The following is a 23126-nucleotide window of genomic DNA, read 5'->3' as shown; positions in this document are numbered from 1 at the left end:
GAATCACATATATCCCGATAATAAGGTATTAAAGATCGAGAAAAATAAATTGCCTCTTTTTTATGATTAAGAACTACTTTTACAATATTAGGATTTTTTGCGGATTCTTCATCAATTTGTTTGGCGCAAGTCGCCATGAAATTAGCTTGCTCCATGCTTTTTTTAAGCGATTCTATAACATTGTTTTCTAAAAAAGGCTCATCTGCTTGCAAATTAATAATTATCTCATTATCACTCAAGCCTAATATCCTGCTTGCCTCAAGAACTCTTAGACTTCCGTTAGGGATTTCTTTTGGCGTTATGATTGCTTTGATGTTAAACTTTTGTGCTATATCATAAGTTTCTTGAGAATCTACAGCTAAAACAACTTCATCAACCTTCTTAGCATTTAATGCGCTCCTGATAAACATGGGAATACCACCAATATCACAAAGAATCTTCTGTGGAAAACGCGTACTAGCGAGTCTAGCAGGAATAATAATCATCTGTTGCCTTCTTAAAATTACAGAGAATCTAAAATATTCTTATAAATAATTGCCCCTAATCTTGTTTTATTATTGGCATCTGATAGGCTGGACTCTGGCATGTAGGTATTAATATGCAAAGAATGCTCTATTTCACCTTTGCAATTATTAAAAGTAAAATACAAGTGTATCTCCTTATCTTGTATGATTTGAACATGTACTGTATTTTTAGCTGCCTTATTAATCGTAATAAATTTATTGAGTTCAGTAGTGAGAATATTTGCTATCTCTTGTTGATATTGAGAAATACTTTTAAAATCTATCACTAGATTATAGTTGGGATTATGTGCTATCATGCTTGCATATTGTTGTGTTTGGATTTCATAAGAGTTCTTAGTAAGACTCTGTAAGAGAGAAATATTATTTTGCCATTCCTTAAAAGCAGCTTGAAATTTCTTAAATTCTTTAAAGGAGGGTGAGCCGCATTTATTGGTACTAGATTCTAAAAAGTCTTGCGCATTTTGTACTTTTTGCATGATTTGTGCTTGAAGAATAGTCTTTGCTATTTTTACACGAACTGTGATATTATTCTTTTCATGCCTTACATCATCTATCTCAACACCTGTTAAATTATTAAAACTAGATTCAAGAAAAGTACTTGCATTGCCAATAGTTTCCAGAGATTGATTATTTTGCATCGTAGTGTTCTGACTTGTAAATTTGACACTAACTTGCAAGTTAGTGATTAAATCTTTAATGGCATTTTCTTTTGCTATATTAAGTTTTTTACCGTATCCCACACCATAGAGATACTCAAAGTCTTTTTTATAAAGATTATTTGATGAATGCAAAGCATGATGACTGCATGCAATCATCATGAAATACCCTAAAATCATTACTACCTTGGCAATCTGCAACAAATAAGACATGTCTTTATTACTCTCTAATGTTTTTTTTTTTTTTTTAAATAATTATACAGCATTTTATATAAGAAATTAATTTCTTAATTCTTTTTGGCTACTTGCTATATTTTCTATGATAAATTTTTCTACATAATTTCTGATTGGGATTACAAGTAAGATGTAAATATCCGTCAGGGCTTTTCTCTATGCTAAATTGTGCATATTCATTATTTATTATAAGAGTAAAAGTATTTCCCTGCCTTATAAAAGAAAATAAAGCACTTTGTGTATGTGCTTTGTGTAAAATTGCTTCTAGCTGAAAATCTTGTAGGTTTTGCTTGCTAAGGTAACTCTCATAGCTGATTACCTGAAGTTTTCTTTGCAACATCTGGATATGTTGACTTGCTTGCTCTATAGCAAGTATTTTATTATTAAAATATTTCAAGGCTGGAATACTTAAAATGGAGATAATCATTATACATAATAGCAATTCAAATAATGAGAAACTTCTACTTGATGTAAGTCTTGCAGAGAAACTAAAAGTGATATTATTATAAAAACAAAGCATCAAAAAATTATCAAATAACATTACGTTATCTTGCAGTTAAAAAACTTAAACATACTAAACGTCAAGGTTCTTTACATCTCTTGCAAATTTTTGAATATATTGCCTTCTAGGTTCCACTTCATCTCCCATAAAAATATTAAACATTTCATCGGCGATTTCATCATCCTCTATTTTAATTTGCACAAGAGTTCTATTCTTAGGCGACATAGTTGTCTCCCATAATTGTTCTTTATTCATCTCTCCTAAACCCTTATACCGTTGAATATATGCTCCCTTTTTTGCTGAAGCTTCAATTTCCTCAAGACATACAATAATATCTTTATGTTCTAAAAACTCTAATTCTCTTTGAGAGATAGTCCGATAAAGAGATTTTGCCTCTTTAAAAGCAGAATCATGAAATAAACTGCGAGCAATAGTGATTTCTGAAACGCCCAAGTTCGTCTGAATATTGAAAGTTATTTTTATTTCTTCGCTTGTAATGTCTTTGGGGATTTTTTTTAGAATCTTGCAATGTTTCTTTTGCAAATACTCTTCACATAATTGCGATAATGTTATAAAGTTATGTGTATCTATTTCATTTTCCAAGAGGAATCTTAAGATATGTTGTATATGATAACGAGATTCTAAGGTATTGATTAGCAATCTATAATGCGCAATCATTTTTAAAACCTCTAAAAGCTCATTTGTGCCAATACCTGTGAAGGAAAAGTTTTGTATTCCATTTTCTATGAGAAACTCACTTAATGCTCTATCATCTCGCAAATAGGTTTTATTTTTACCTTTTTGAAAACAATAGAGTGGGGGGTGTGCTATATAAACATGTCCATTTTGTATAAGTGGCTTAAAATAACGATAAAAAAAGGTCATAAGCAGTGTTTGAATATGGCTACCATCAACATCGGCATCTGTCATAATGATAATTTTATGATAACGTAATTTGTCAATATTAAATTCTTCACCGATTCCACAACCAAAGGCAGTAATCATATTTTTAATTTCTTCACTTTTAAATATTGTATCAAGTCTTGATTTTTCAACATTTAGAATCTTGCCTCTAAGTGGTAAAATAGCCTGAAATAATCTTTCTCTCCCTTGCTTTGCTGACCCCCCTGCAGAATCTCCTTCTACAAGATAAATTTCACAAATACTAGAATCTTTGCTCTGACAGTCTGCAAGTTTGCCCGGAAGTGTAGAAACTGATAATTTATTATCCTTGCGAGTAAGTTCTCTTGCTTTTCTTGCTGCTTCTCTGCTTCTTGCAGCAACTAATACCTTTTGCATAATTACTTTTGCTTGTGTGGGATTTTCCTCAAAAAATTTACTCATTTTTTCATAGGTTAATTTTTGAACAATACCCTTAACAAAAGAATTGCCTAATTTTCCCTTAGTTTGTCCTTCAAATTGGGGTTCCATAATCTTTGTAGAAACAATAGCTACTAACCCTTCACGCACATCATCACCCAAAACTCTGCTGTCTTTTTCTCTTGCATTGGCATGAGATTCTATGTAATTGAGAATTGCACGACTAAGTCCCGTCCTAAATCCAGCTTCATGAGTACCACCATCGTGTGTGCGAATATTATTTACGAAACTTAAGAGTTTTTCATCATAGCCTTCATTGTATGCAAGTGCAATTTCTATTTCGGTATCATCTTCATTTGCTTTAAAATCTATAATGTGCGAAATGAGAGGTTTTTTATTTATATCTTCGATAAACTGACGCAAACCACCTTCAAAATAAAATGTTTCTTTTGTCCCATCTCGTTCGTCTTTAAAATGTATAGTAATGCCATGTGTGAGATAAGCCATTTCTTTGAATCTTTTAATGAGAATACTAGAATCAAATTCAGTAACTTCCATGATTTCAGAATCGGGATAAAATTCTATAGTTGTTCCATGTTTTGTGCTCTTACCAATAATTTCCAAGTTTGTAGTGGGAACTCCTTTGACGAATTCTTGTTGATAGATTTTTCCGTTTTTATGGATGGTCATAATGAGTTTGTTAGATAGAGCATTAACGACACTTACCCCCACGCCGTGTAAGCCGCCAGAGACTTTATAGGTATCTTTATCGAATTTTCCACCTGCGTGCAGTACGGTCAATACAACTGTGGCAGCTGGGAGGTTTTCTGTTGGATGTATATCAATAGGAATTCCTCTGCCGTCATCTTCTATTATAGCACCTCCCGTGTCTGTGAGGGTGATATAAATGTTTTTACAGAATCCAGCCATTGCTTCATCAATAGAATTATCTACAACTTCATATATCATATGATGTAGTCCATTGGAATTTGTGTCTCCAATATACATGCCGGGTCTTTTACGGACAGCTTCTAATCCCTTAAGAACTTTTATATTATCTGCGCGATATTCTTTGTTGTTTTCTGTATTTGGCATAAATCTTTGCTCCATATTCATAGATTAAATTAGATAAGAAATTTTATAAAATGTGTGGCATGATAAGCTCTTCAAAGTCATGAAGATTAATGAATACCGCTGTGTTAGGATTAGAAATATGGAATTCTAAATCTTCGTATTTTGAGCTAGACATACATTCAAGGAGATATTTATTGGTCAATCCTATATGTATATCTTCTTGGGTGGTTGTTGGAGAGTCGATATGAATGGATGCGCTAGAACCTTCATCTTCGATGGTTTCTAAAATAATTTCTTCTTTTGTGAAAGTTATTTTTACTTTGTTGCTAACGGCGTTGATTTGATTGATAGCTTTTATGAAGTCGGTTTTATTGATTTTAATGCACTGTGCATTAGGTTGTTTTTTTATAATTGCTTCATAGGCTGGAAATCTAGCGTTGATAAGTTTGGTGTAAAATTCCATATTTTGATAGATTATTCCTATTGATTCTATATATGACGTATTATCTTCGTTATTTATTCTTTTAATGTAAATCTCAAATTCATTGTTAAATAATTTAAGAATTTCATTGATAGATTTTTTTGGAAGAATGCAAGATATATCTTGTATGTCTCCTTGATATTCTTTACGAATAAAGCCTAGTCTTCTTGAATCTGTGGCAATAAGTGAGAATAGATTATTTTTGATTTCGAGTAATATTCCTTGCATAGCAATGTTAGTGGCGTCCTTTGGGTCAGCACAGCAATGATATATTTTTTTGATTCCTTGAATAAACAATTCGTTGTCGATATTGATTTTTTCCATTTCTTGATAATTTTGTCTGAATGGTAAATTGTTTATTTCATAGATTGGAATTTTAAAGCATGATTTGTTTTGTTTAATAAGTAATAGGTTGTCTGTTTCTTCTAAAATAATTTCTCCTTCGTTTAGAGACTTCATGATGTTATTGATAATACCGCCATTAATGGCGCATTTAATTGTGCCTTGTGCGGTTGTGGGAATGAGTGAGGTTTTTATATAAATTTCGTGGTCTGTGGCTTTGAGAACGATGTTATTTTCTGACGTTTCGAGGAGAATGTTTGAGGTGATGTCAGTAAAGTCTTTTTTATTGATGGCATTTTGCATATTGGAGAGTGCTTGTTCAATGATGCTTTTATCAATGGAAATAGTGTTCATTGGTTGTTTGCTCCAGAGTTCAGAATTATTTATAGATTTTAGTAGTTGTAGTAGTTATAGTGAATAGGATGAAATATCTATAAAAAAGCTTTTTAGAAGCCTAATATCTGTATTTTTTGAGGGTAGTAAAAAGCTTTGTTTAGTCATTTTAAAATCACAGCTATTCATTAACTAGTGAAAGTTAGATTATAGCAAAATAAAGTGTTTTTATCAAATAACTTGGTTTGTTTGGTTGGTTTTGTGATGATGTGTTTTTGTTTGAGAATATCTTAGTTTTTATTATTGTAGGATATGTTTGAGTTTTGAGATCATGTTGGATATTTCGTTTTTAAGTTGAGGATTTTGTTGCATTTCTTCTTTAAGTGTTTTGATTTGCTTACTTACTGCGCTGTGGTCTTTGAGGTTAAGTTCGCTTGCTATTGCAGGGAAAGTGGTATTTGTTTCTTCTCTAGCTATGTAGGCAACTATTTTTCGAGCTTTTGCGATAGTTTTTTTACTTCTTGTTTTGTTTCGTATTTCTGTGGGTTTGAGGTTAAGTTCTCTTGCCACAAGAGTAATAACGTCTTCAAAGTCGATATGTTTTTTCTCTACCCCTCTATCTTTTAGTTCATTTTCTACGATTTCTGTGGTAATGGGCATGTTTAGTAATGACATTTGTCCATGCAATTTAAGAATTATGCCTTCTATTTCTCGAATGTTATCATGGACTTGTGTGGCTAATAGGTCGATGATTTTAGAATCCAAGTTAATATTGTTTAGTTCACATTTTTGTTTGATGATGTGGATTTTGGTTTCTAATTCGGGAGATTCTATTTTAGCACTCATACCGCCATCAAAACGTGATTTTAATCTTTTTTCAAGTTTTTCGATGAGTTTTGGTGGTTTATCACTTGTCATAATGATTTGTCCTCCTGCGAGGTTGATGTCATTGAAAGTGTTGAAAAATTCTTCTTGAAATTTTTCTGTGTTTGCGAGAAATTGCACATCATCAATAAGTAAATAGTCGCATTTACGGAATCTCTCTCTGAATTGATCCATTGTTTTATTTTGTAATCTATGACGGTATTCATTAAACATGATTTCAGCTGTGATATAGATAATCATAGCATTGGGATTGCGTTTATAAACGCTGTGGCATACTGCGTTTAATAAATGTGTTTTACCTAAACCTGTATTACCATAGATAAGAAGTGGATTCCAATTTGGCTTTTGTCTCTTGGCTGCTTCTTTTGTCATTTTGTAGGCAAATTCATTGCATTCTCCTACGATAAATTTTTCAAAGGTATAGTCTTGATTGATAGTGTATTGGTTGTTTTTGATGATATATTTTCTTTGTGGTATTTGGGGAGGTTGTCTTTCGGATTTGAGATTAAAGAGTATTTCGGGCTTAAAATTTGTGGTTTGTTCTACGAATTTTATCATTAGGTTGCGGTATTTTCTTTTTGCCCAATTTGCTAGGAATATATTATCTGTAAGGAATATGAATAGATTTTCTTGTGAATTTTGTGCATCATACTGTATCTTGCTAACATATTGCATGTATTCTAGTTTGCTAACTTGCATTTTTAGATTCTCTAATATGTCATAACCGTTCATTTGTATTCCTCATTGATTAATTCACTATATGTTGTTCAGTATAGCATTTTTGTGTGAATTAATTTAGAATTATTTGTGAATTAGATGGGAAATAGGCGTGAATTACATAGGAATTGTTTGTGAATTAATTTTTTTGTGAAGTTATTATGAAGAGACCAACCCCATTCCTTTTAAGCCTGCGATAATCATTTTAAACCCCATTGCAATGATAAATACAAGGGCTATTCGAGAGAATACATATAACGCAAGTTTTCCTAGAATTCGTTCTATTGTTGCGGCATAGTGAAAAAGAGTGAATATAAATAAAAAAGCAATGATTATTGCGCCAATTGCTAAAAATATGTTTTTGTCTTCAGAGATAACAATGATGGTTGCAAGAGTTCCTGGTCCTACGAGCATAGGAAATGCCATAGGGATAATAGTTTGTTTAAAGAGTTCATTAAAGTGTAGGGTTTTATAATGGGAATAGTCTTGATGGGCTGATGAAAAAAGAAGATTCCTTAAACTCATAACCATCAGAATTAGTCCTCCAGCTACGCGTAATTCATGAATACTTACACGGAAAAGGTAGCTCATAATAAAAGATCCAGTGAGTAAAAATATTGATACAATGCAAAATGCTGTAAAAACGATATTTCTAAAGAGTTTTTGCCTAAAGGGTGTTTTTACTCCTTCTGTCATGGAGATAAATTGCGGAAGATTTCCAAAGGGATTAAGCACGGCTACAATAGCAACTGCTGCAAGAAAGAGGCTATGCAAATTAGATTCCATGTCATTGAACATTATATTTCCTGTGAGTTTGAGATTAAGGGGGATTTTAGCTTATTTCCTGTTAATCAGAAAAGTTAGTTTTAAATTATATGAGATATTTCTTTTATCTTTACAATGTGTTTTGCAAGAGCAGGGATTCAGCTATAATGAGAACTTCGTCAGGAGTGATAAGTCGCATACAATTATGATGTGTGAGAGGACATGTGCGTTTATAGCAGGGCGCACAAGGCAAATCTTTTTTTATAATAATGCTAGAATCTATCTGGATGTGTTCTCCATGTGTATTACGATTCTTGGGTTTATTATTTGCAAAAGATTGTAAGTTTTCAGAATTCTGTTTATAAGGTAAAAGGTTTTGTTGATAAAATCTAGGACTCCATGGGCTACACCAATCAAATGGCGTAGGTCCGAAAAATACAATATTAGGAATTTCTAGTGCCTTGGCAATATGCATAGAACCACTATCATTACCAATATAAAGACTGCATTGTTGTAGAGATTGTATAAGCTCAAAAATACTTGTTTTACCCGTGAAATTTTCTAGTTGAATATGATAACTTCGTGGAAGTATTTGTATGATTTTTGATTCTATTTGTTGATTATAAAATACTTCATTTTTTGTCCCATAGATTCTTATAATATATCCCCTTTTTATAAGTGATATTGCTACTTCACTAAAATATTCAGGTAACCACATTTTTGAGTTTCCATAGCTAGCTCCGGGGCTTATAGCGATAACATTTTTTTCGGTTTGTTTGCTTGTTGTGATTCCAATTAGTTGTAATTTACCTACTTGTGAAAATAACTTATTTTGAATAATACTTGCATGGGGATTGCTGATATAATGAGATTTTTCTAAATCAATGGATTGATAGAATCTTGTAGGTAAAAGCGGTAAAAGCAGATTGGCATAACTCAGGACTTGGTGATTACATGCAGGGAATCTTCCACTGCTAAATTTAATAGTGTGTGTAAGTAGAAATTTACGTAATCCAAAGAAGTTTTTATCTCCATAGCCTATTGTCATTTCTACATTAATTTTTGAGAGCAAAAAAGCAGAAAAAAAATTGTTTTGTGTGGTTATAGCACAATCGAGTTTGATTTGAGATTTGATGAGGTAAGTATTGATATTCGCAGCGAGAAGGTTTATTTCTTGTATGCGTTTTGTGATTCTCTTTGCTTGTTTGCTATTATCTACAAAGATTTGAATAATATAGTCATTAAGATTGAATACACTTGCAGTAAGGGCATTACCCACAAGAATACATTGCATTTCAGGATAAACTTTATGCAGTAAAGCAATCATAGGGGTAAGCATAATTGCATCACCTAACCAATTAGGAAGTCGTATCAAGATATTCATATCCAACCTTATGTGTTAGATTTTGGATATTATACTAGATTCTCTATGGTTTTATTGGTCTATATAAAGAAACAAGATTCTTTCTCTACAATAAGAGGATTTAATCTTAATGTAAAAATTGCAAAATAATTATGGATTACTTGATAACACATAACAATAAAATAATAGAGATTCTATTGATAAAAAATATAAAGACTTATCAGACAATAAGCTTATGCAATAAGCCCATGATGGTACTTACCATTCAATAATTTCTCATTATTCCAAGAGATTAAAAGAATATAAATTAATAAGATTATATCTTTTCACAAGCTATCTATTTTTACATAGAGCTAAGACAAAGCTTATATAAGGCTAGTTTGCTAAAGACAATAGTAAAATACACAAAGACGTGCTAAATAGAGAATCAATCATAGAAAAGGATAAAGCAATATATGGGCAATAAAGATGTAGAAAGAGTGTGCATGAGAAAAATATCATACAAATATTAAGATAAAGTGTTTTGATAATAAATTTTCTTTCAGGATTTTTATTGTAAATTCTTTCTTATGAGATAGAACAAATAAGCAAGGAATAAGTAAGAGATTATAAGTAATGAGAGCAACATGATAGAGAGCTTGTTGTGAATAATCTTGTTATAATTCATTTTGTAGTGTTGCTAGCCTTTGTTTGGTTAAATCTCGCTGGTTCTCTACTTCTGCCATGAAAGAGAAAGCAATACCGTTTATTAATCTTGTAAAATAGCATTAAGACATAACATTAACATTATATTAATCTATGTTAGATGATTTAATCATTATTTTTTTAATGAAAAAGTTATTAGGTCTGACACAGCATAACATTAAAGGATACACATTGCCATATAATAATACACAAAGTCATTCTAATCAAATGACAGATGAACACATTGATACATTATTGCAGCATGATGCTTATATGCAGAATCTTCAGATAAATAAAGACAAACTAAATGAGTGTCAAAAATCTCGAGGGTTTCAATCCTGCTTACATTGTGAGCAGATTATTGCTTGCCAAATTCGTATTGCATATGTTAATGCAGTATATGAAAGCATGAATAAAGGGCAGGTTGGAGATTTTGATTTTAATTAAAGGAAATGAGACCTTTCAAGGTGCTAATGTAGGAATCACATTATGTTTATTATTCTTTGGAGAAATGGCATTTTGAGACATAAGGTTATAGTGTTTTGTGTTTTGATTTGTTTTATGGGTTGTGGTTATAGACCTATGGCATATTATGCCAATAAGGCATTAGGCGATAAAGTGTATGTAAGGTTACAATTAAATCTTGAAAATACCGAAGAATCCGTTCAGATTAAAGATATTATTAACGAAGCCATAGCCTCACGATTTCATTCTCAATTGACAAATGAGAATGATTGTGATACTGTCTTGGAGGTGCAAGTGCAGAATATACAAGATAATGTTATTGCAACTAATTCACAAGGATTTGCAACTTTTTATAGAATCTATATCGATATTAAATTTCATTTTAATCGCGATGGTAGAGATTTTGTATTTTTTAATCAAGGATATTATGATTATGCAAGCTCACTTATTAATCCCATTGTTACTTACAATAATCGTTCAAGTGCGATTCTTGAAGCAAGCAAACAAAGTATTGATAAGTTCATTTCTCAAGTAGGTTATAGCATGGCATTTTAGCTTTATGACAAGAGAGTATTGCCAAGAATCTTAAGTGATTAAGCAATAAAATTTAAATCTCTTTGTATAAAATACATACAAAGAGCATAAAGGGGAGCGAGGGGAATTGAATATTTTATTGCAATAATCTTAGAACATTTTGTTGCACAGCATTTGCTTGAGCCATAGCAAAGCTGCCAGATTGAGCCAAAATATTATGCTTAGAAAATGTTGCAGATTCTTGAGCAAAATCCACATCTCTGATTTGAGATTCAGCTGCTTTAACATTGACTTGTGTGATAGAGATATTGTTAATTGTAGCTACAAGTTGCATTTGCACTGAACCCATGTCAGCGCGAATTTTATCGAGTTGTCTCGTTGCAGATTCTGCCATATCCATAACAACCATTGCCCCGCGTAATGAAGTAACGCCAGCACCAATTCCATCAATATTTTGCACTGCTTGGGCTGCATTAGCATTTGCACCAGATGCGCTTGCGATGTTTCTGTCCATATTGCCACGAATAGAACGGAGATTTACGGTGTATTGAGCGATTCCTTGTGCAGAGTGATAACCTACGTTGCTAAAGTTTGTTCCACTTACGATAATATCCCTTGCATCAGTTCTTACAAGGCTTAATCGACCTACAATGGCATGATCTTTACCATCAACACCATTAAAGCTTCCGCCACCAAGCACCGCTCCTGTTTTGTAAGCCGTATGAACAGAAATTGCGCGACCATCAAGGCTTCTAAGATTTAATCGTCCTTCAATATCTACATACGCTTCAACACCGGTTCGTTCTTTAATTGAGTTAAAGGCATTAATCAAACGACCATCAGAATCATTTTTGCGAACATCATTGATTGTTCCGATTGTTGTTCCATTCACAACTAGACCATGCACAGTACCAGATTGGACGGGTACAGCACCCGTTCCTAAGACTGTGGCGTATGCACGTACGCCTAAAGTATCAGAAAATTTATTAATTGTGTCGGCTAAAACACCAATTCCCGTTCCAGCACTTGTAGAAATTACAGCAGTTTCTAACTTGTAATCTTTTTTACCATCGACTTGTCGGAATTTTAAAGCAACTTCTTTAAGATTTTTTGCTCCCGCACTTGCAAGCATGCCAATACCTGTTACAGAAGAACTCTCCAATCTGACATGCCCAATTTTATCTGAGCTTGTTGGACCAATAGAAGCTTTAACTGTGGTATTAGAATACGCACCAATTTGAAATTCCTTATTAGAGAATGCTCCAGATAACATTTGCTGACCATTATAGCTGGTGGTATTAGCAATATTATCAAGTTCCTCTAAAAGTCTTACAATGTCATTTTGTAATGCTCGTCTTGATTCAGTGGTTTGTCCATCTTGTGCTGCTTGAATCGCTTTAACTTTTACAGTATCAAGAATTTTAAGCTGCTCATCCATTGCCTTGTCAGCAATCTGTATCATACCAATTGCGTCATTGGCATTACCAATTGCCTGTCCCAATGAACTTGCCTGACTGCGCAAACTATCTGCGATTGACATACCAGAGGCATCATCTGCCGCTTTGTTAATCCTCAAGCCAGAACTTAGTTTCTCTAGCGAATTCGCTATAAACCTATTGTTTTGCACACCGATGGTATGTGCATTGAGTGCTGCGATATTTGTATTTATCCTAAAACTCATCTTTGCATCCTTTGCTAAAAATTTGAATACACTCTGTTCAAGCAAAGTTTGTTCCCAAAGTTAAGAATCTTAATATAAAAATTACAAAATCAAATGTATGAGCAGTAATATATAACTTAATGTAACCAAGTCTAAAAATGTTTTATGCTTGTAGTTTTAACAATAAATTGCTATTATTGTTGGTATTTTTAAGATTAATCTAAAGGATTAAAATGAGAGCAAAGCAATCTTTGCTAAGATTTTTATGTATTTGTAGTTTCTTGTGTTTCTATAGTTTTTCTTATGCAGACGATAAAACCATTACTATCACTACGGAAACAGATAATGTTCCTAACATTCAAGTTATCAGCAGTGATGGCAGTGAAAATAACATGAAAATTTATAAAATGTTAGTTCAAGATCTTAAAACAACAGGGCATTTTAATGTGTATTATGATGACACTCTAAAAACTAATGTCTTGAAGTATGAAATAGCTATTCAAGATTATAAAGCAAAGAATATTCACTTTATTGCTCAAATATCTCACAAAAAAGATGGCAAAAAACTTATTGGAATTTTAACACTTCGAGATTTAATTGCGGATAAAGAGGAAGTTACAGAGTATATTCAAGAAGAAATGGAAGCATATCCGTTTATCGCGCACACCATGGCGGTTTATTTAAATGATTATATTAAAGCAGAGAATGTAGATTGGATAAAGCGATATGTGATATTCTCAAAATATACGGGTTCTGCAAAGAGTGAGATTACTTTAGCAGATTATACTTTTACTTATCAAAAGCCCGTTATTGTCAATGGGCTTAATGTTTTTCCAAAATGGGCGGATAAAAATCAGAGAGAATTTTATTATACACTTATTCATAATGAAGCTACAATTTATAAATACAACCTCTATGATGGTAAAAATGAACGTATTATTTCATCTCAAGGTATGGCGGTTGTTTCGGATGTTTCTCGTGATGGTTCTAAATTGCTTATGAGTCTTTCTCCCACAGGATTAAGTGATGTATTTCTTTATGATGTTAAAACAAAACAAATCACCCAACTCACTACTTATTCGGGTATCGATGTAAATGCAAATTTTATCAATAATGATACCGCTTTTGCCTTTGTTTCTGATAGGCTTGGATATCCTAATATTTTTATGCAAAATTTATCACCCAATAGCAATGTATTTCAGCTTGTTTTTCGTGGCAGAAATAATAGCTCACTTTCAACATTTGGAAATTATATTGTATTTTCCAGCAGAGAGAGTGATTTAGAGACGGGTTTGAATGGGTTTAATCTCTACTTAGTTTCTTCTCAGAGTGATTATATTCGGAGACTTAGTAAAACAGGGACTAATAGAATTCCTAGATTTTCTTATGACGGAGATTCTATTATGTATTTAAGACAATCTAATAATGAAAACGCTATTGGAATCATTAGGCTCTCTATTAATAAGAGTTTTCTTTTTCCGTTAAAAAGCATAAAAATTCAGGCATTTGATTGGTAAATTGTGTATTTTTTTTGATAGAATAGAAGAATCTATTTTTACTAAGGAGATGTTTTATGCAATATTTAAAGCTATCTGGAGTTTTATTAGTTTTGTTTTTTGCAATTGGTTGTGGTTCAAAAACGGTTGATTCATCTCAAGATACTAGTAAAAAAACCACAGAGCAAACACCAATAGAAGAGCCTATGGAAGAAACAACAGTTGCACAAAATGATCCAGAAGGTGGATTTATGCCCGTGCCAGGTCCGGATGGTGGTGATTTAGCAGGGAGTAGCTATGGTGATGATAGCAATACAGACGGCGATAGTTTAGCCAATAAACAGGATGATATAGATGAGGATAGTCGGCATGGTGATGGAGATGAAATGATAACTGTGGATTCTCTACATGCTATTTATTTTGACTTTGATAAATACTATATCAGAAATGACATGAAACCTTATATCAGAGCCGATGCAGAATATATTAAAAAGCAAGACATTAAAGCTGTTGTTTTACAGGGAAATACAGATGAATTTGGGACAGACGAGTATAATTTTGCATTAGGACAGAAAAGAGCATTGTCTGTACGAGATGCTTTAGTATTACAAGGATTACCTAAAAATATGTTCTCAACTGTGTCATTTGGTGCAAGTAAGCCAGTGTGCAAAGAAAAAACTTCTGAATGTTATGCGCAAAATAGACGAACGGACTTAGTTGAAAAGTGATATATAAGGAATCATTTTATGCAAGTTTAGATAGAATCTAATATTTGTTTGTAGGATTTCATAGCTAGATGTTTTGCTTTGCAGTAAAGCTAGAATATTATGTGTATGCTTTCAAATAGTAAGGACTTAGTGAAATCAACTAGATAAATGTTTAATGTATTTTGATGAGGTATATTAGAATTTTTCTAGCAATTTAGAGTGGCTATTTGTAGATTTTCTACTTATTATTTTTTCTTGATAAGAGCAACATTGTGAAGTTCAATTCAATGTAGTTTGTTTGGAAAAATATGAAAATAGATTAAGAATGCTAAGGTTTAGCTAATGGGTATTGCAAGGTATTGTATTGTATGTGTTGCATTATATATAAGTACTCACGTTTTTTTATGTGCAGAACCTTCTGCATTTGAATTGCAGGGTGGTGCTACTAAAAAAGATATGCGAGAGTTAAAAGATGTCGCAGATTTTACTCGCTCTGTTATTTCAGATTTTCAGACTAAAATTGTAAATCTTGAGCAGGCAATCGAAGGGTTAAAGACTGTATATGAAGGTATGAGCGCAACTTCTAGACAAGACACCTTACTTTTAAAATCTCAAGTTGATAAAATAACGAATCTTCAAGATATTGTAGAGTCTTTGCAAACATCTCAAAAATCAAGATCGGAGAACGTAGCGAAGTTAGAAGCACAAGTTGAAGCTAATACTAATAGCATTGTTCAGATTAATCAAAAAATTGATAAATTATCTGAAGCTTTTTTGCAAGCAAATGAGGAGATACTCAAACAAATAGAAGTATTAAGCCAACAAGCTTTGACCTTACAAAATAGTATTCAAGCAATACAAAATCAACCTATTGTTAATGCTATAAAGGAAAACAATGCTTCTGATTCTATGCAGAAATATAAATTTTCTCAAAATAGCAATGCTGACAATCTCAAAGAAGCAAAAAGGCTTTTAAAGCAAAAGAGGCTTAATGATGCAAAAGCTTATTTTGAGTATCTTGTTGGTAATAACTATGCAGTAGCAGAATCTAGCTATTATTTGGGAGAAATTTATTATGCACATAAGGAGTATAATGAGGCTTTACCTTACTATAAAACAAGTGCAAGTTTAGATAGTAAGGCTAGCTATATGCCTATCTTACTATGGCATACAGCTTGGTCTTTTAAATATCTTAATGATGCAGAAAATTATAAGAAATTTTTACAAACTTTGGTTACCTTGTTCCCAGAAAGCGAGCAAGGTCGTAAAGCCAAAGATATACTTAATAAATAGGAGACAATTATGATAGAGAATAATAAGGTTGTATCAATTAATTATGAGGTTGTAGATGCTCTGACACAGCAAACCGTTGATAGCAATAAAGATAGCAAACCATTGGAGTTTATTGTTGGGCATTCTCAAGTTATTGAAGGCTTAGAAAAACAAATCATAGGTGCTAATATTGGAGATTCTTTAACCTTTAGTGTTTCGCCAGAACAAGGTTATGGTGTACGTAATCCTGAATTGTTGCAAGAAGTTGATAGAGAGCAGTTTAGTAATATTGAATTAGAAAAGGGTATGACACTTTTTGGTCAAGCTGAGAATGGCATGCCTGTACAGGTTATTGTTGCAGATTTTAATGATAACACAGTAATTATTGATTATAATCATCCGTTAGCAGGTAAAACATTAAATTTTAAGGTTGATGTTTTGGATGCCAGAGACGCCACTCCAGATGAATTGATTAGAGGTATGAGTGGCGGTTGTGGTTGTTCTAGTGCTGCAGGAGAACATAGTGGAGGTTGCTGTGGTGGTGGGTGTGGCTGCCATTAACCTCTTATTGTCATTATTGTTTGTTTAAGGGTGCTAAATACCTTTTAAAACTTCATAGAGAATCTCAAAGAAATTCATTTATATAATAAAAGCCGCACATAGGCTTTTATTAGAAGTCTTGATAATATCCTCATTAACTAGCAATTTCAGATTATTTTTTATACAATAATTCAATAATTATTAATAATATTTATTATAAATATCGATAATAGTATATACTCATGATTTTATATCAAAGATTTTGTAGTTTTTAAATAAAATGATTAAGGTTAATTGGTGAATAGATTTACCAATTAAATTTTAAATAGGGAATAAATAATTCAAAAATAGATTAAAAAGAAATACGATACAATTTTGTGTCTAAATTAGTGCTAAGGGATAGTATGATTCAGAGTGTCATTGGAAAAATATTTGGGACGAGGAATGATAAGATTTTAAAGCAATATCAATACCGTGTAAAAAAAATTAATGCTTTAGAATCTCAGATTCAACAATTGAATGACGTAGATTTACAGCAACGTTTTCAATGTATTCGCGATGAGACATTGCGCAAGACGGAGAGTATTGATAATAATCAAACTTCCATTTCCTTGATTAATTCCTTTTTAGATTCTAAGCTTGAAGAAGTTTTTGCTCTTACAAGAGAAGCCAGCAAACGAGTGCTTGGTATGAGACATTTTGATGTTCAGTTAATTGGAGGAATGGCTTTACATGATGGGAGAATTGCTGAGATGAAAACAGGTGAAGGTAAAACTCTTGTAGCGACACTCCCTGTAATACTTAATGCGTTATCTGGTAAGAGCGTACATGTAGTTACTGTAAATGATTATCTTGCAAAACGCGATGCAGAATCTATGATTCCCTTGTATGAATTTTTTGGGCTAAGTGTGGGGGTTATTACTAGCACAATACATGGAGATTCAGAACGATTAAGTATTTATAATAATAATGTTGTCTATGGCACAAATAATGAATATGGCTTTGATTATTTGCGTGATAATATGAAATATAATCTTGAACAAAAAGTACAAAAATGCCATTTCTTCGCTATTATAGATGAAGTAGATTCTATTCTTATTGATGAGGCAAGAACACCGCTTATTATTTCTGGACCAATCAATCGCAAAATGGAAAACTATCAACTTGCCGATTCAGTAGCTAGGGCTATGAAAGTTTCAGAGGACTTCAACATTGATGAAAAAAATCGTGTTATCCTGACGACTGAAGAAGGTATTAGGAAAGCAGAAAAGCTTTTTAATGTTGAGAACTTATATGCGATTGAAAATGCGTCTTTATCTCATCATTTAGACCAAGCCTTAAAAGCAAATTATCTTTTTGTTAAAGATAAAGATTATGTTGTACAGAACGGTGAAGTAGTAATTGTTGATGAATTTACGGGCAGACTTAGTGAAGGACGTAGATTCAGCGAGGGACTGCATCAAGCGTTGGAAGCCAAGGAGAATGTTGCTATCAAAGAAGAAAGTCAAACTTTAGCAGATATTACTTTTCAAAATTATTTTCGTCTTTATGATAAGTTGGGAGGTATGACAGGAACAGCACAAACGGAAGCAACAGAGTTTTTAGAAATTTATAAATTAGAGGTTGTTTCAATTCCAACCAATGTCCCTATTGCAAGAAAAGATTTAAATGATTTAATATATAAGACAGAAAAAGAAAAATTTGATTCAGTTATTGCGAAAATTATCGAACTCCATAAAGTAGGGCAGCCAGTGCTTGTTGGAACTGCGAGTATTGAAAAAAGCGAAGTTCTGCATACCATGCTTAAAAAAGCTAGAATCCCTCATAATGTGCTTAATGCAAAGCAACATGAAAAAGAAGCTGAAATTATCAAAAATGCAGGATTAAAGGGAGCTGTAACAATCGCCACCAATATGGCGGGACGTGGTGTAGATATTAAGATTGATGAGGAAGTTAAAGCATTGGGGGGTCTGTATATTATTGGCACAGAGCGACATGAAAGTAGACGTATTGATAATCAGTTACGCGGTCGTGCAGGCAGACAAGGTGATCCGGGCGTTAGTCAATTTTACTTAAGTTTAGAAGATGCATTACTGAGAATCTTTGGTAGCGATAAACTGAAGGGTATTATGGGAAAGCTTGGTATGAAAGATGGTGAAAGTATAGAATCTAGCATGATTACAAAATCTGTAGAGAAAGCACAGAAGAAAGTAGAATCTCTTCATTTTGAATCGCGTAAGCATTTGCTAGAATACGATGATGTTAGCAATGAACAACGTAAGGTTATTTATCGATTTCGTGATGAGTTGCTGCAAGAGAGTTTTGATATGCGGGAACGTATAATAGAAAATCGCTTAATAAGTGTCCAGTCTCTCTTGGAGAGATGTCAAATTTTACCCCATGATGTTCCAGAGAATTATGATACAGAAGGTTTAGTTGCAATATTAAAAGAAGAATATTTACTTGAATTTACGGATTCTTTGAAAGGTAAAAATTATGAGGAAATAAGCGATATTATTACAAAAACATTAGGCGCAAAATATGAGGAAAAGTTTGTTAATACTACATTAGAAATGCGCAATGAATTAGAACGTATAATTTATTTACAAGTAGTTGATAATGCTTGGCGTGAGCATCTTTATGCAATAGACCATCTTAAGACTGGAATTGGGTTGCGAGGATATAACCAAAAAGACCCTTTGGTAGAATATAAAAAAGAAAGTTATAACCTCTTTTTAGAATTAGTAGAAAATATTAAAATTGAAGCTTACCGCACATTACAAGTTATTCAATTTGCTGCACAAGATGTTGCTCAAGAGGAAGAAAAAATTATGTCAGATCTTCAACAAGAAAACGAAAATCTCATTTTAAACTACAATGGATTAGAAGAAGAAATTAGAGATAGAAAACCTGCCAGAAATGATATTTGTCCATGTGGCAGTGGGAAAAAGTATAAACATTGTCATGGGAAAAGCGGACCAAAAAGAGGCATATTAGCTACTCGATGATATGTGATTCTTTCTAAGTGGTGTTATTTAATAAATCATTAGCGTGAATAAAGAGCTTATTGATACTTGACGGTTTGTGATAGAATAATAAAACTTATGTTTTAGGATGGCTTATATTTTTTGTTCGATATAAGGGTTTATCTAATAGAAATGAAATTGGCATAAACAACAAGCTTGTCTTATTGGATTTTTGATATAATTATTTTTATAGTTTTTTAGAGTCTTTTGCATAGATTGAAGGACATATAAAAAGCAACAAATAAAAGCAATAATTAATAAACGCTTTCATCAGTGTGGGGTGAATTGTGATAAAAAGCTATTCAATATTTTTTATTCCTCTTATATCTCATTAATGCAGAAGAAAGTCTAATCTTTTATAAAAGAAAAACGTACTTATTAGAATAAATGAAATTATGTAATAGAATGGTTTAGTGATTAGAGAAATAAGTTTATAGACAGCTTCTAATTGAATAATTTAAGGAAAGAACATGGTAAATTCTAATTTAGCATTTATTTACCCAGGACAAGGTTCGCAATCTCTTGGTATGGGAAAAGATTTTAAAATAAACTTTACTATTGCCAAAGAGCTAAGTCAAAGAGCTAGCGATTGTTTGCATGTTGATATGGATAAAATATTAGATACTGATGAAGAAAAGTTAAATCAAACACAATATACTCAACCAGCGATATTTTTAGTGAGTGCTATGGCACATGAAATTTTAAAGCTTGAGTACGACGTTGTTCCGCGTTTGTGCTTTGGACATTCTTTAGGTGAAGTAAGTGCATATTGTCTTAATGGCACGACGTCTTTTGAAGAGGCGATAATACTCACTCATAAAAGAGGAATATTTATGTCGCAAGCTTGTAGAGGTGGTTTTAAGTTAGAGTGTGGATATGATAATTCTGATATTGTCAGCGTGGATAAATCAAATAATAGTGAAGTAGGCATGTTGGTATGTCTAGGATTAAATGCACAAGTCATAGAGACTCTATGTCAGGGTTTTCGAGAAGAAGGTTTGTGTGTTTGGGCTGCTAATTATAATCTTGAGACGCAAATTGTTTTGGCGGGTGTAAAGAAAGATTTGATAGTTGCTGAACAACAACTAAAGGATTTTGGAGCTAAGCGCACCCTGTTATTAAAAATGAATGTAGCAAGCCACTGCCCACTTTTAACAGATGCTATTCCTCCTTTTAGGGAAGTTTTAGAATCTAGCATTCAAGATTCTGCAATACAGGTTATTTCCAATGCAACTCTGGAACTTTATCACACAAAAAAACAAGCCTTGCATTTTCTTACAGAACAACTTATTAAGCCTGTGCTGTATTACAAAAGTGTCTTAGAGGCAAAAAAAATGGGCATTACACAATTTATTGAATTAGGACATGGAGCTGTATTAGCAGGATTAAATAATAAGATTTCAGATATTCCTACGATTAGCATTAATAACGCGGAATCTCTTAAACTATTAGAAAAAATCTTATAAGAGTTGTTATGGTAAAAACGAGACAAAAGCGCATAACAGTCTTTGAATTTCAAGAAGGAACAACACAAGAAATTCTATTTTATATCAGACAAAATAAAGACGTTTTGCAAACTTATTGTCTAGCATTTCATGAAAAATTTGATAAGGAAATAGAATCTTTACTACAAGAACTTGGTATCAATTATTTTTTTATCCGAAATGCAAAACGTTTTAAAACATTGCAAACACAAAAAGTTGATAAACATTTAGATTCTTTAAAGTCCGTCGTTATACAAGGTGTAACACAATCACACAAAACTGCTTCATTAGTTGTTGATAGCAATAAAGAGAAATGTATTATCCAACACAGAGAATCAAGTCTCATACAAGATAATATAAATGCCGATATTGCAGATAACGATGTTTTGTCAGATGTAGATTTCTGTGATTTACAGTCCAAGCTTTTACCTTGTAAGATTTTTAAACGCACCATTCGGAGTGGAGAAGAGCTTGTATTACATTCTCATAATGTTTTTTTAAAAGGGGTTAATGCAGGGGCATTTATTAAAAGTCATGGGAATTTAGAAATTTATGGAAAATGCGAAGGAAATTTAGAATGTTTTGGAAATTATATTATTATCAGACATTTCTTTATGGGTAGAATCAGCCTACAAGGTATTAATTTGGAAAGAAAAATGCTTGATGATTTAAGGAAAGATAATGAAGTGAAAATGATTTTCACAGAAAATGGTAAAATACAGATTATGCTATTAGCACAGACATAAAACCAGACATATTTAGTTTAGGAGTTGAAATGAATCAAAGAACTATTGCAAGAAATGTTGAACTCGTAGGTATTGGTTTGCACAAGGGGGTTCCTGTTAAAATGATTTTAGAACCATTGCCTAGTGATAGCGGCATCGTTTTTTACCGCAGTGATAAAGGCATAAGTGTTCCGCTTTGTGTAGAAAATGTAATTGATACTACAATGGCGACAGTCATTGGTAAAGATGGAGTAAGAATATCTACTATTGAGCATTTGCTTTCTAGTATTTATGCTTATGGAATCGATAATATACGTATCATTCTCGATAATGAAGAAGTTCCTATTATGGACGGTTCAAGTATCGGTTTTTGCATGTTATTAGAAGAAGCTGGTATTAGAGAATTAGAAAAACCCAAAAGAGCTATTGAAATGACAAAAAGCATTGTGGTCGAAGAAGATGGTAAATTTGTGCGGTTAGAACCAAATGAATGTATGATTTTTGATTTTACAATCCGATTTTCTCATCAAGCTATTTCTAAGCAACATTATACTTTTACATTTAGCACGCAAAGATATAAAGAAGAGATTGCTAGGGCTAGAACTTTTGGTTTTTTGCATGAAGTCAATCAACTGAGAGCTATGGGATTGGGACTTGGAGGTAGTTTTGATAATTGCATTATCTTAGATACTAATAGGATTCTCAACAGAGATGGATTGCGATATAAAGAGGAATTTGTCCGACATAAAATTTTAGATGCTATGGGTGATATGTGTTTGCTTGGTATGCCTTTTATTGGTGGGTACTTTTCTTTTGCAGGCAGTCATAGGCTTAATCACCTCTTAACTAAAAAACTTTTAAACTCTCCAAGTTGTTATAAAATAGTAGAAATTAGTAAGAGTATGCACAAAATTCCCAACTATGTTAGACAGACAATGCCTCTTTAAAACCTATTACAGATATATTCTTTGTTTCAAAGAGATGCTTATTTTATAGAATCCTTATATGCTTTGTATCTAATAATAAGCCCGAGTTAGTTTTTCTTTATCCTTAGCAATTTCATATCTCCTTAATAACTTCTCATAAAATACAAGTAGCTTTTATATCTTATTCTATGTAGAATGAAATTCAAGTAGAAACAATTATTTGATTATTTGATTATGTAAATTTTTATTCATTTTTTATGGTTTTATACTTAAAATTTAATAAGAAATTAATGAAAAGTATGAGTTATAAACTATATATCAATGAATTATGAATTAATTTTAAAGAATTATTAATAACTTTAATTGCGACTTGATAGTTTAAATTTTTATAATATTTTGTGTATTTATATC

Annotated in this window: 19 protein-coding genes; 10 read left to right on the top strand and 9 right to left on the bottom strand. The window is 32.3% G+C overall.

What is annotated here, in order from left to right:
• The 8 genes from kdsB to CQA44_RS08575 form a co-directional block, all read right to left on the bottom strand.
• A partial coding sequence (kdsB, locus tag CQA44_RS08610) for a 3-deoxy-manno-octulosonate cytidylyltransferase (protein WP_115546860.1) occupies positions 1-485 on the bottom strand: 485 nt, incomplete at its 3' end.
• Between the two features lie 17 nt (positions 486-502).
• Positions 503-1342 (bottom strand): LPP20 family lipoprotein, encoded by an 840-nt coding sequence (locus tag CQA44_RS08605; protein WP_181881841.1) that lies wholly within the window; start codon positions 1340-1342, stop codon positions 503-505.
• A 139-nt stretch (positions 1343-1481) separates the two neighbouring features.
• On the bottom strand, positions 1482-1955 hold the full coding sequence (locus CQA44_RS08600) for a type II secretion system protein (RefSeq protein ID WP_115546858.1): 474 nt from the start codon (positions 1953-1955) through the stop codon (positions 1482-1484).
• A 33-nt stretch (positions 1956-1988) separates the two neighbouring features.
• Positions 1989-4331 (bottom strand): DNA topoisomerase (ATP-hydrolyzing) subunit B, encoded by a 2343-nt coding sequence (gene gyrB, locus CQA44_RS08595; protein ID WP_115546857.1) that lies wholly within the window; start codon positions 4329-4331, stop codon positions 1989-1991.
• Between the two features lie 43 nt (positions 4332-4374).
• Positions 4375-5487 (bottom strand): DNA polymerase III subunit beta, encoded by a 1113-nt coding sequence (dnaN, locus tag CQA44_RS08590; RefSeq protein ID WP_115546856.1) that lies wholly within the window; start codon positions 5485-5487, stop codon positions 4375-4377.
• Between the two features lie 279 nt (positions 5488-5766).
• Positions 5767-7083 carry a chromosomal replication initiator protein DnaA gene (gene dnaA, locus CQA44_RS08585; RefSeq protein WP_115546855.1) on the bottom strand — a complete coding sequence of 439 codons (1317 nt, stop codon included), beginning with the start codon at positions 7081-7083 and terminating at the stop codon, positions 5767-5769.
• A gap of 144 nt (positions 7084-7227) precedes the next feature.
• Complete coding sequence (locus CQA44_RS08580; RefSeq protein ID WP_115546854.1) at positions 7228-7866, bottom strand: MarC family protein; 639 nt, start codon at positions 7864-7866, stop codon at positions 7228-7230.
• Positions 7867-7963: 97 nt separating this feature from the next.
• Complete coding sequence (locus CQA44_RS08575) at positions 7964-9217, bottom strand: glycosyltransferase family 9 protein (protein ID WP_115546853.1); 1254 nt, start codon at positions 9215-9217, stop codon at positions 7964-7966.
• Between the two features lie 855 nt (positions 9218-10072).
• On the opposite strand from CQA44_RS08575, the gene CQA44_RS08570 reads away from it, so the two are divergent.
• Together CQA44_RS08570 and lptE are read left to right on the top strand one after the other, a co-directional pair.
• Positions 10073-10327: a hypothetical protein gene (locus CQA44_RS08570; protein ID WP_115546852.1), complete on the top strand. Its 255-nt coding sequence runs from the start codon at positions 10073-10075 to the stop codon at positions 10325-10327.
• Between the two features lie 42 nt (positions 10328-10369).
• Positions 10370-10900 carry an LPS assembly lipoprotein LptE gene (lptE, locus tag CQA44_RS08565; RefSeq protein WP_115546851.1) on the top strand — a complete coding sequence of 177 codons (531 nt, stop codon included), beginning with the start codon at positions 10370-10372 and terminating at the stop codon, positions 10898-10900.
• Between the two features lie 115 nt (positions 10901-11015).
• Here the strand turns inward: lptE and CQA44_RS08560 are convergent, their stop codons facing one another.
• Complete coding sequence (locus tag CQA44_RS08560; protein WP_115546850.1) at positions 11016-12560, bottom strand: flagellin B; 1545 nt, start codon at positions 12558-12560, stop codon at positions 11016-11018.
• A gap of 212 nt (positions 12561-12772) precedes the next feature.
• Here CQA44_RS08560 and tolB point away from each other — a divergent pair, with 212 nt between their 5' ends.
• From tolB to lpxC, 8 genes are all read left to right on the top strand, one after another.
• Positions 12773-14056 (top strand): Tol-Pal system protein TolB, encoded by a 1284-nt coding sequence (gene tolB / locus CQA44_RS08555; protein WP_115546849.1) that lies wholly within the window; start codon positions 12773-12775, stop codon positions 14054-14056.
• A gap of 56 nt (positions 14057-14112) precedes the next feature.
• Positions 14113-14763: an OmpA family protein gene (locus CQA44_RS08550; RefSeq protein ID WP_115546848.1), complete on the top strand. Its 651-nt coding sequence runs from the start codon at positions 14113-14115 to the stop codon at positions 14761-14763.
• Positions 14764-15084: 321 nt separating this feature from the next.
• On the top strand, positions 15085-16035 hold the full coding sequence (locus CQA44_RS08545; RefSeq protein WP_115546847.1) for a tol-pal system YbgF family protein: 951 nt from the start codon (positions 15085-15087) through the stop codon (positions 16033-16035).
• A gap of 9 nt (positions 16036-16044) precedes the next feature.
• Positions 16045-16575, top strand: a complete 531-nt coding sequence (locus CQA44_RS08540) for a peptidylprolyl isomerase (RefSeq protein ID WP_115546846.1) — start codon at positions 16045-16047, stop codon at positions 16573-16575.
• A gap of 383 nt (positions 16576-16958) precedes the next feature.
• Positions 16959-19562: a preprotein translocase subunit SecA gene (secA, locus tag CQA44_RS08535; protein ID WP_181881840.1), complete on the top strand. Its 2604-nt coding sequence runs from the start codon at positions 16959-16961 to the stop codon at positions 19560-19562.
• A 488-nt stretch (positions 19563-20050) separates the two neighbouring features.
• On the top strand, positions 20051-21046 hold the full coding sequence (locus tag CQA44_RS08530; protein ID WP_115546845.1) for an ACP S-malonyltransferase: 996 nt from the start codon (positions 20051-20053) through the stop codon (positions 21044-21046).
• A gap of 8 nt (positions 21047-21054) precedes the next feature.
• Positions 21055-21810 carry a hypothetical protein gene (locus CQA44_RS08525; protein WP_115546844.1) on the top strand — a complete coding sequence of 252 codons (756 nt, stop codon included), beginning with the start codon at positions 21055-21057 and terminating at the stop codon, positions 21808-21810.
• Positions 21811-21839: 29 nt separating this feature from the next.
• Positions 21840-22736, top strand: a complete 897-nt coding sequence (gene lpxC / locus CQA44_RS08520; protein WP_115546843.1) for a UDP-3-O-acyl-N-acetylglucosamine deacetylase — start codon at positions 21840-21842, stop codon at positions 22734-22736.
• Positions 22737-23126: the final 390 nt, after the last annotated feature.

It is taken from the genome of Helicobacter sp. MIT 14-3879, from assembly GCF_003364125.1.
The sequence above is the reverse complement of the archived record's forward strand: the minus strand, read 5'-3'. Positions and strand labels throughout refer to the sequence as shown.

What these genes read in the sequence shown, in the direction of transcription:
- tolB (WP_115546849.1), top strand. Translation starts at nt 12,773, where the DNA reads ATGAGAGCAAAGCAATCTTTGCTAAGATTTTTATGTATTTGTAGTTTC.
- gyrB (WP_115546857.1), bottom strand. Translation starts at nt 4,331, where the DNA reads ATGCCAAATACAGAAAACAACAAAGAATATCGCGCAGATAATATAAAA.
- CQA44_RS08550 (WP_115546848.1), top strand. Translation starts at nt 14,113, where the DNA reads ATGCAATATTTAAAGCTATCTGGAGTTTTATTAGTTTTGTTTTTTGCA.
- CQA44_RS08605 (WP_181881841.1), bottom strand. Translation starts at nt 1,342, where the DNA reads ATGATGATTGCATGCAGTCATCATGCTTTGCATTCATCAAATAATCTT.
- CQA44_RS08530 (WP_115546845.1), top strand. Translation starts at nt 20,051, where the DNA reads ATGGTAAATTCTAATTTAGCATTTATTTACCCAGGACAAGGTTCGCAA.
- CQA44_RS08600 (WP_115546858.1), bottom strand. Translation starts at nt 1,955, where the DNA reads ATGTTATTTGATAATTTTTTGATGCTTTGTTTTTATAATAATATCACT.
- lptE (WP_115546851.1), top strand. Translation starts at nt 10,370, where the DNA reads ATGTTTATTATTCTTTGGAGAAATGGCATTTTGAGACATAAGGTTATA.
- secA (WP_181881840.1), top strand. Translation starts at nt 16,959, where the DNA reads ATGATTCAGAGTGTCATTGGAAAAATATTTGGGACGAGGAATGATAAG.
- lpxC (WP_115546843.1), top strand. Translation starts at nt 21,840, where the DNA reads ATGAATCAAAGAACTATTGCAAGAAATGTTGAACTCGTAGGTATTGGT.
- CQA44_RS08540 (WP_115546846.1), top strand. Translation starts at nt 16,045, where the DNA reads ATGATAGAGAATAATAAGGTTGTATCAATTAATTATGAGGTTGTAGAT.
- CQA44_RS08545 (WP_115546847.1), top strand. Translation starts at nt 15,085, where the DNA reads ATGGGTATTGCAAGGTATTGTATTGTATGTGTTGCATTATATATAAGT.
- dnaA (WP_115546855.1), bottom strand. Translation starts at nt 7,083, where the DNA reads ATGAACGGTTATGACATATTAGAGAATCTAAAAATGCAAGTTAGCAAA.
- CQA44_RS08525 (WP_115546844.1), top strand. Translation starts at nt 21,055, where the DNA reads ATGGTAAAAACGAGACAAAAGCGCATAACAGTCTTTGAATTTCAAGAA.
- CQA44_RS08575 (WP_115546853.1), bottom strand. Translation starts at nt 9,217, where the DNA reads ATGAATATCTTGATACGACTTCCTAATTGGTTAGGTGATGCAATTATG.
- CQA44_RS08580 (WP_115546854.1), bottom strand. Translation starts at nt 7,866, where the DNA reads ATGTTCAATGACATGGAATCTAATTTGCATAGCCTCTTTCTTGCAGCA.
- dnaN (WP_115546856.1), bottom strand. Translation starts at nt 5,487, where the DNA reads ATGAACACTATTTCCATTGATAAAAGCATCATTGAACAAGCACTCTCC.
- CQA44_RS08560 (WP_115546850.1), bottom strand. Translation starts at nt 12,560, where the DNA reads ATGAGTTTTAGGATAAATACAAATATCGCAGCACTCAATGCACATACC.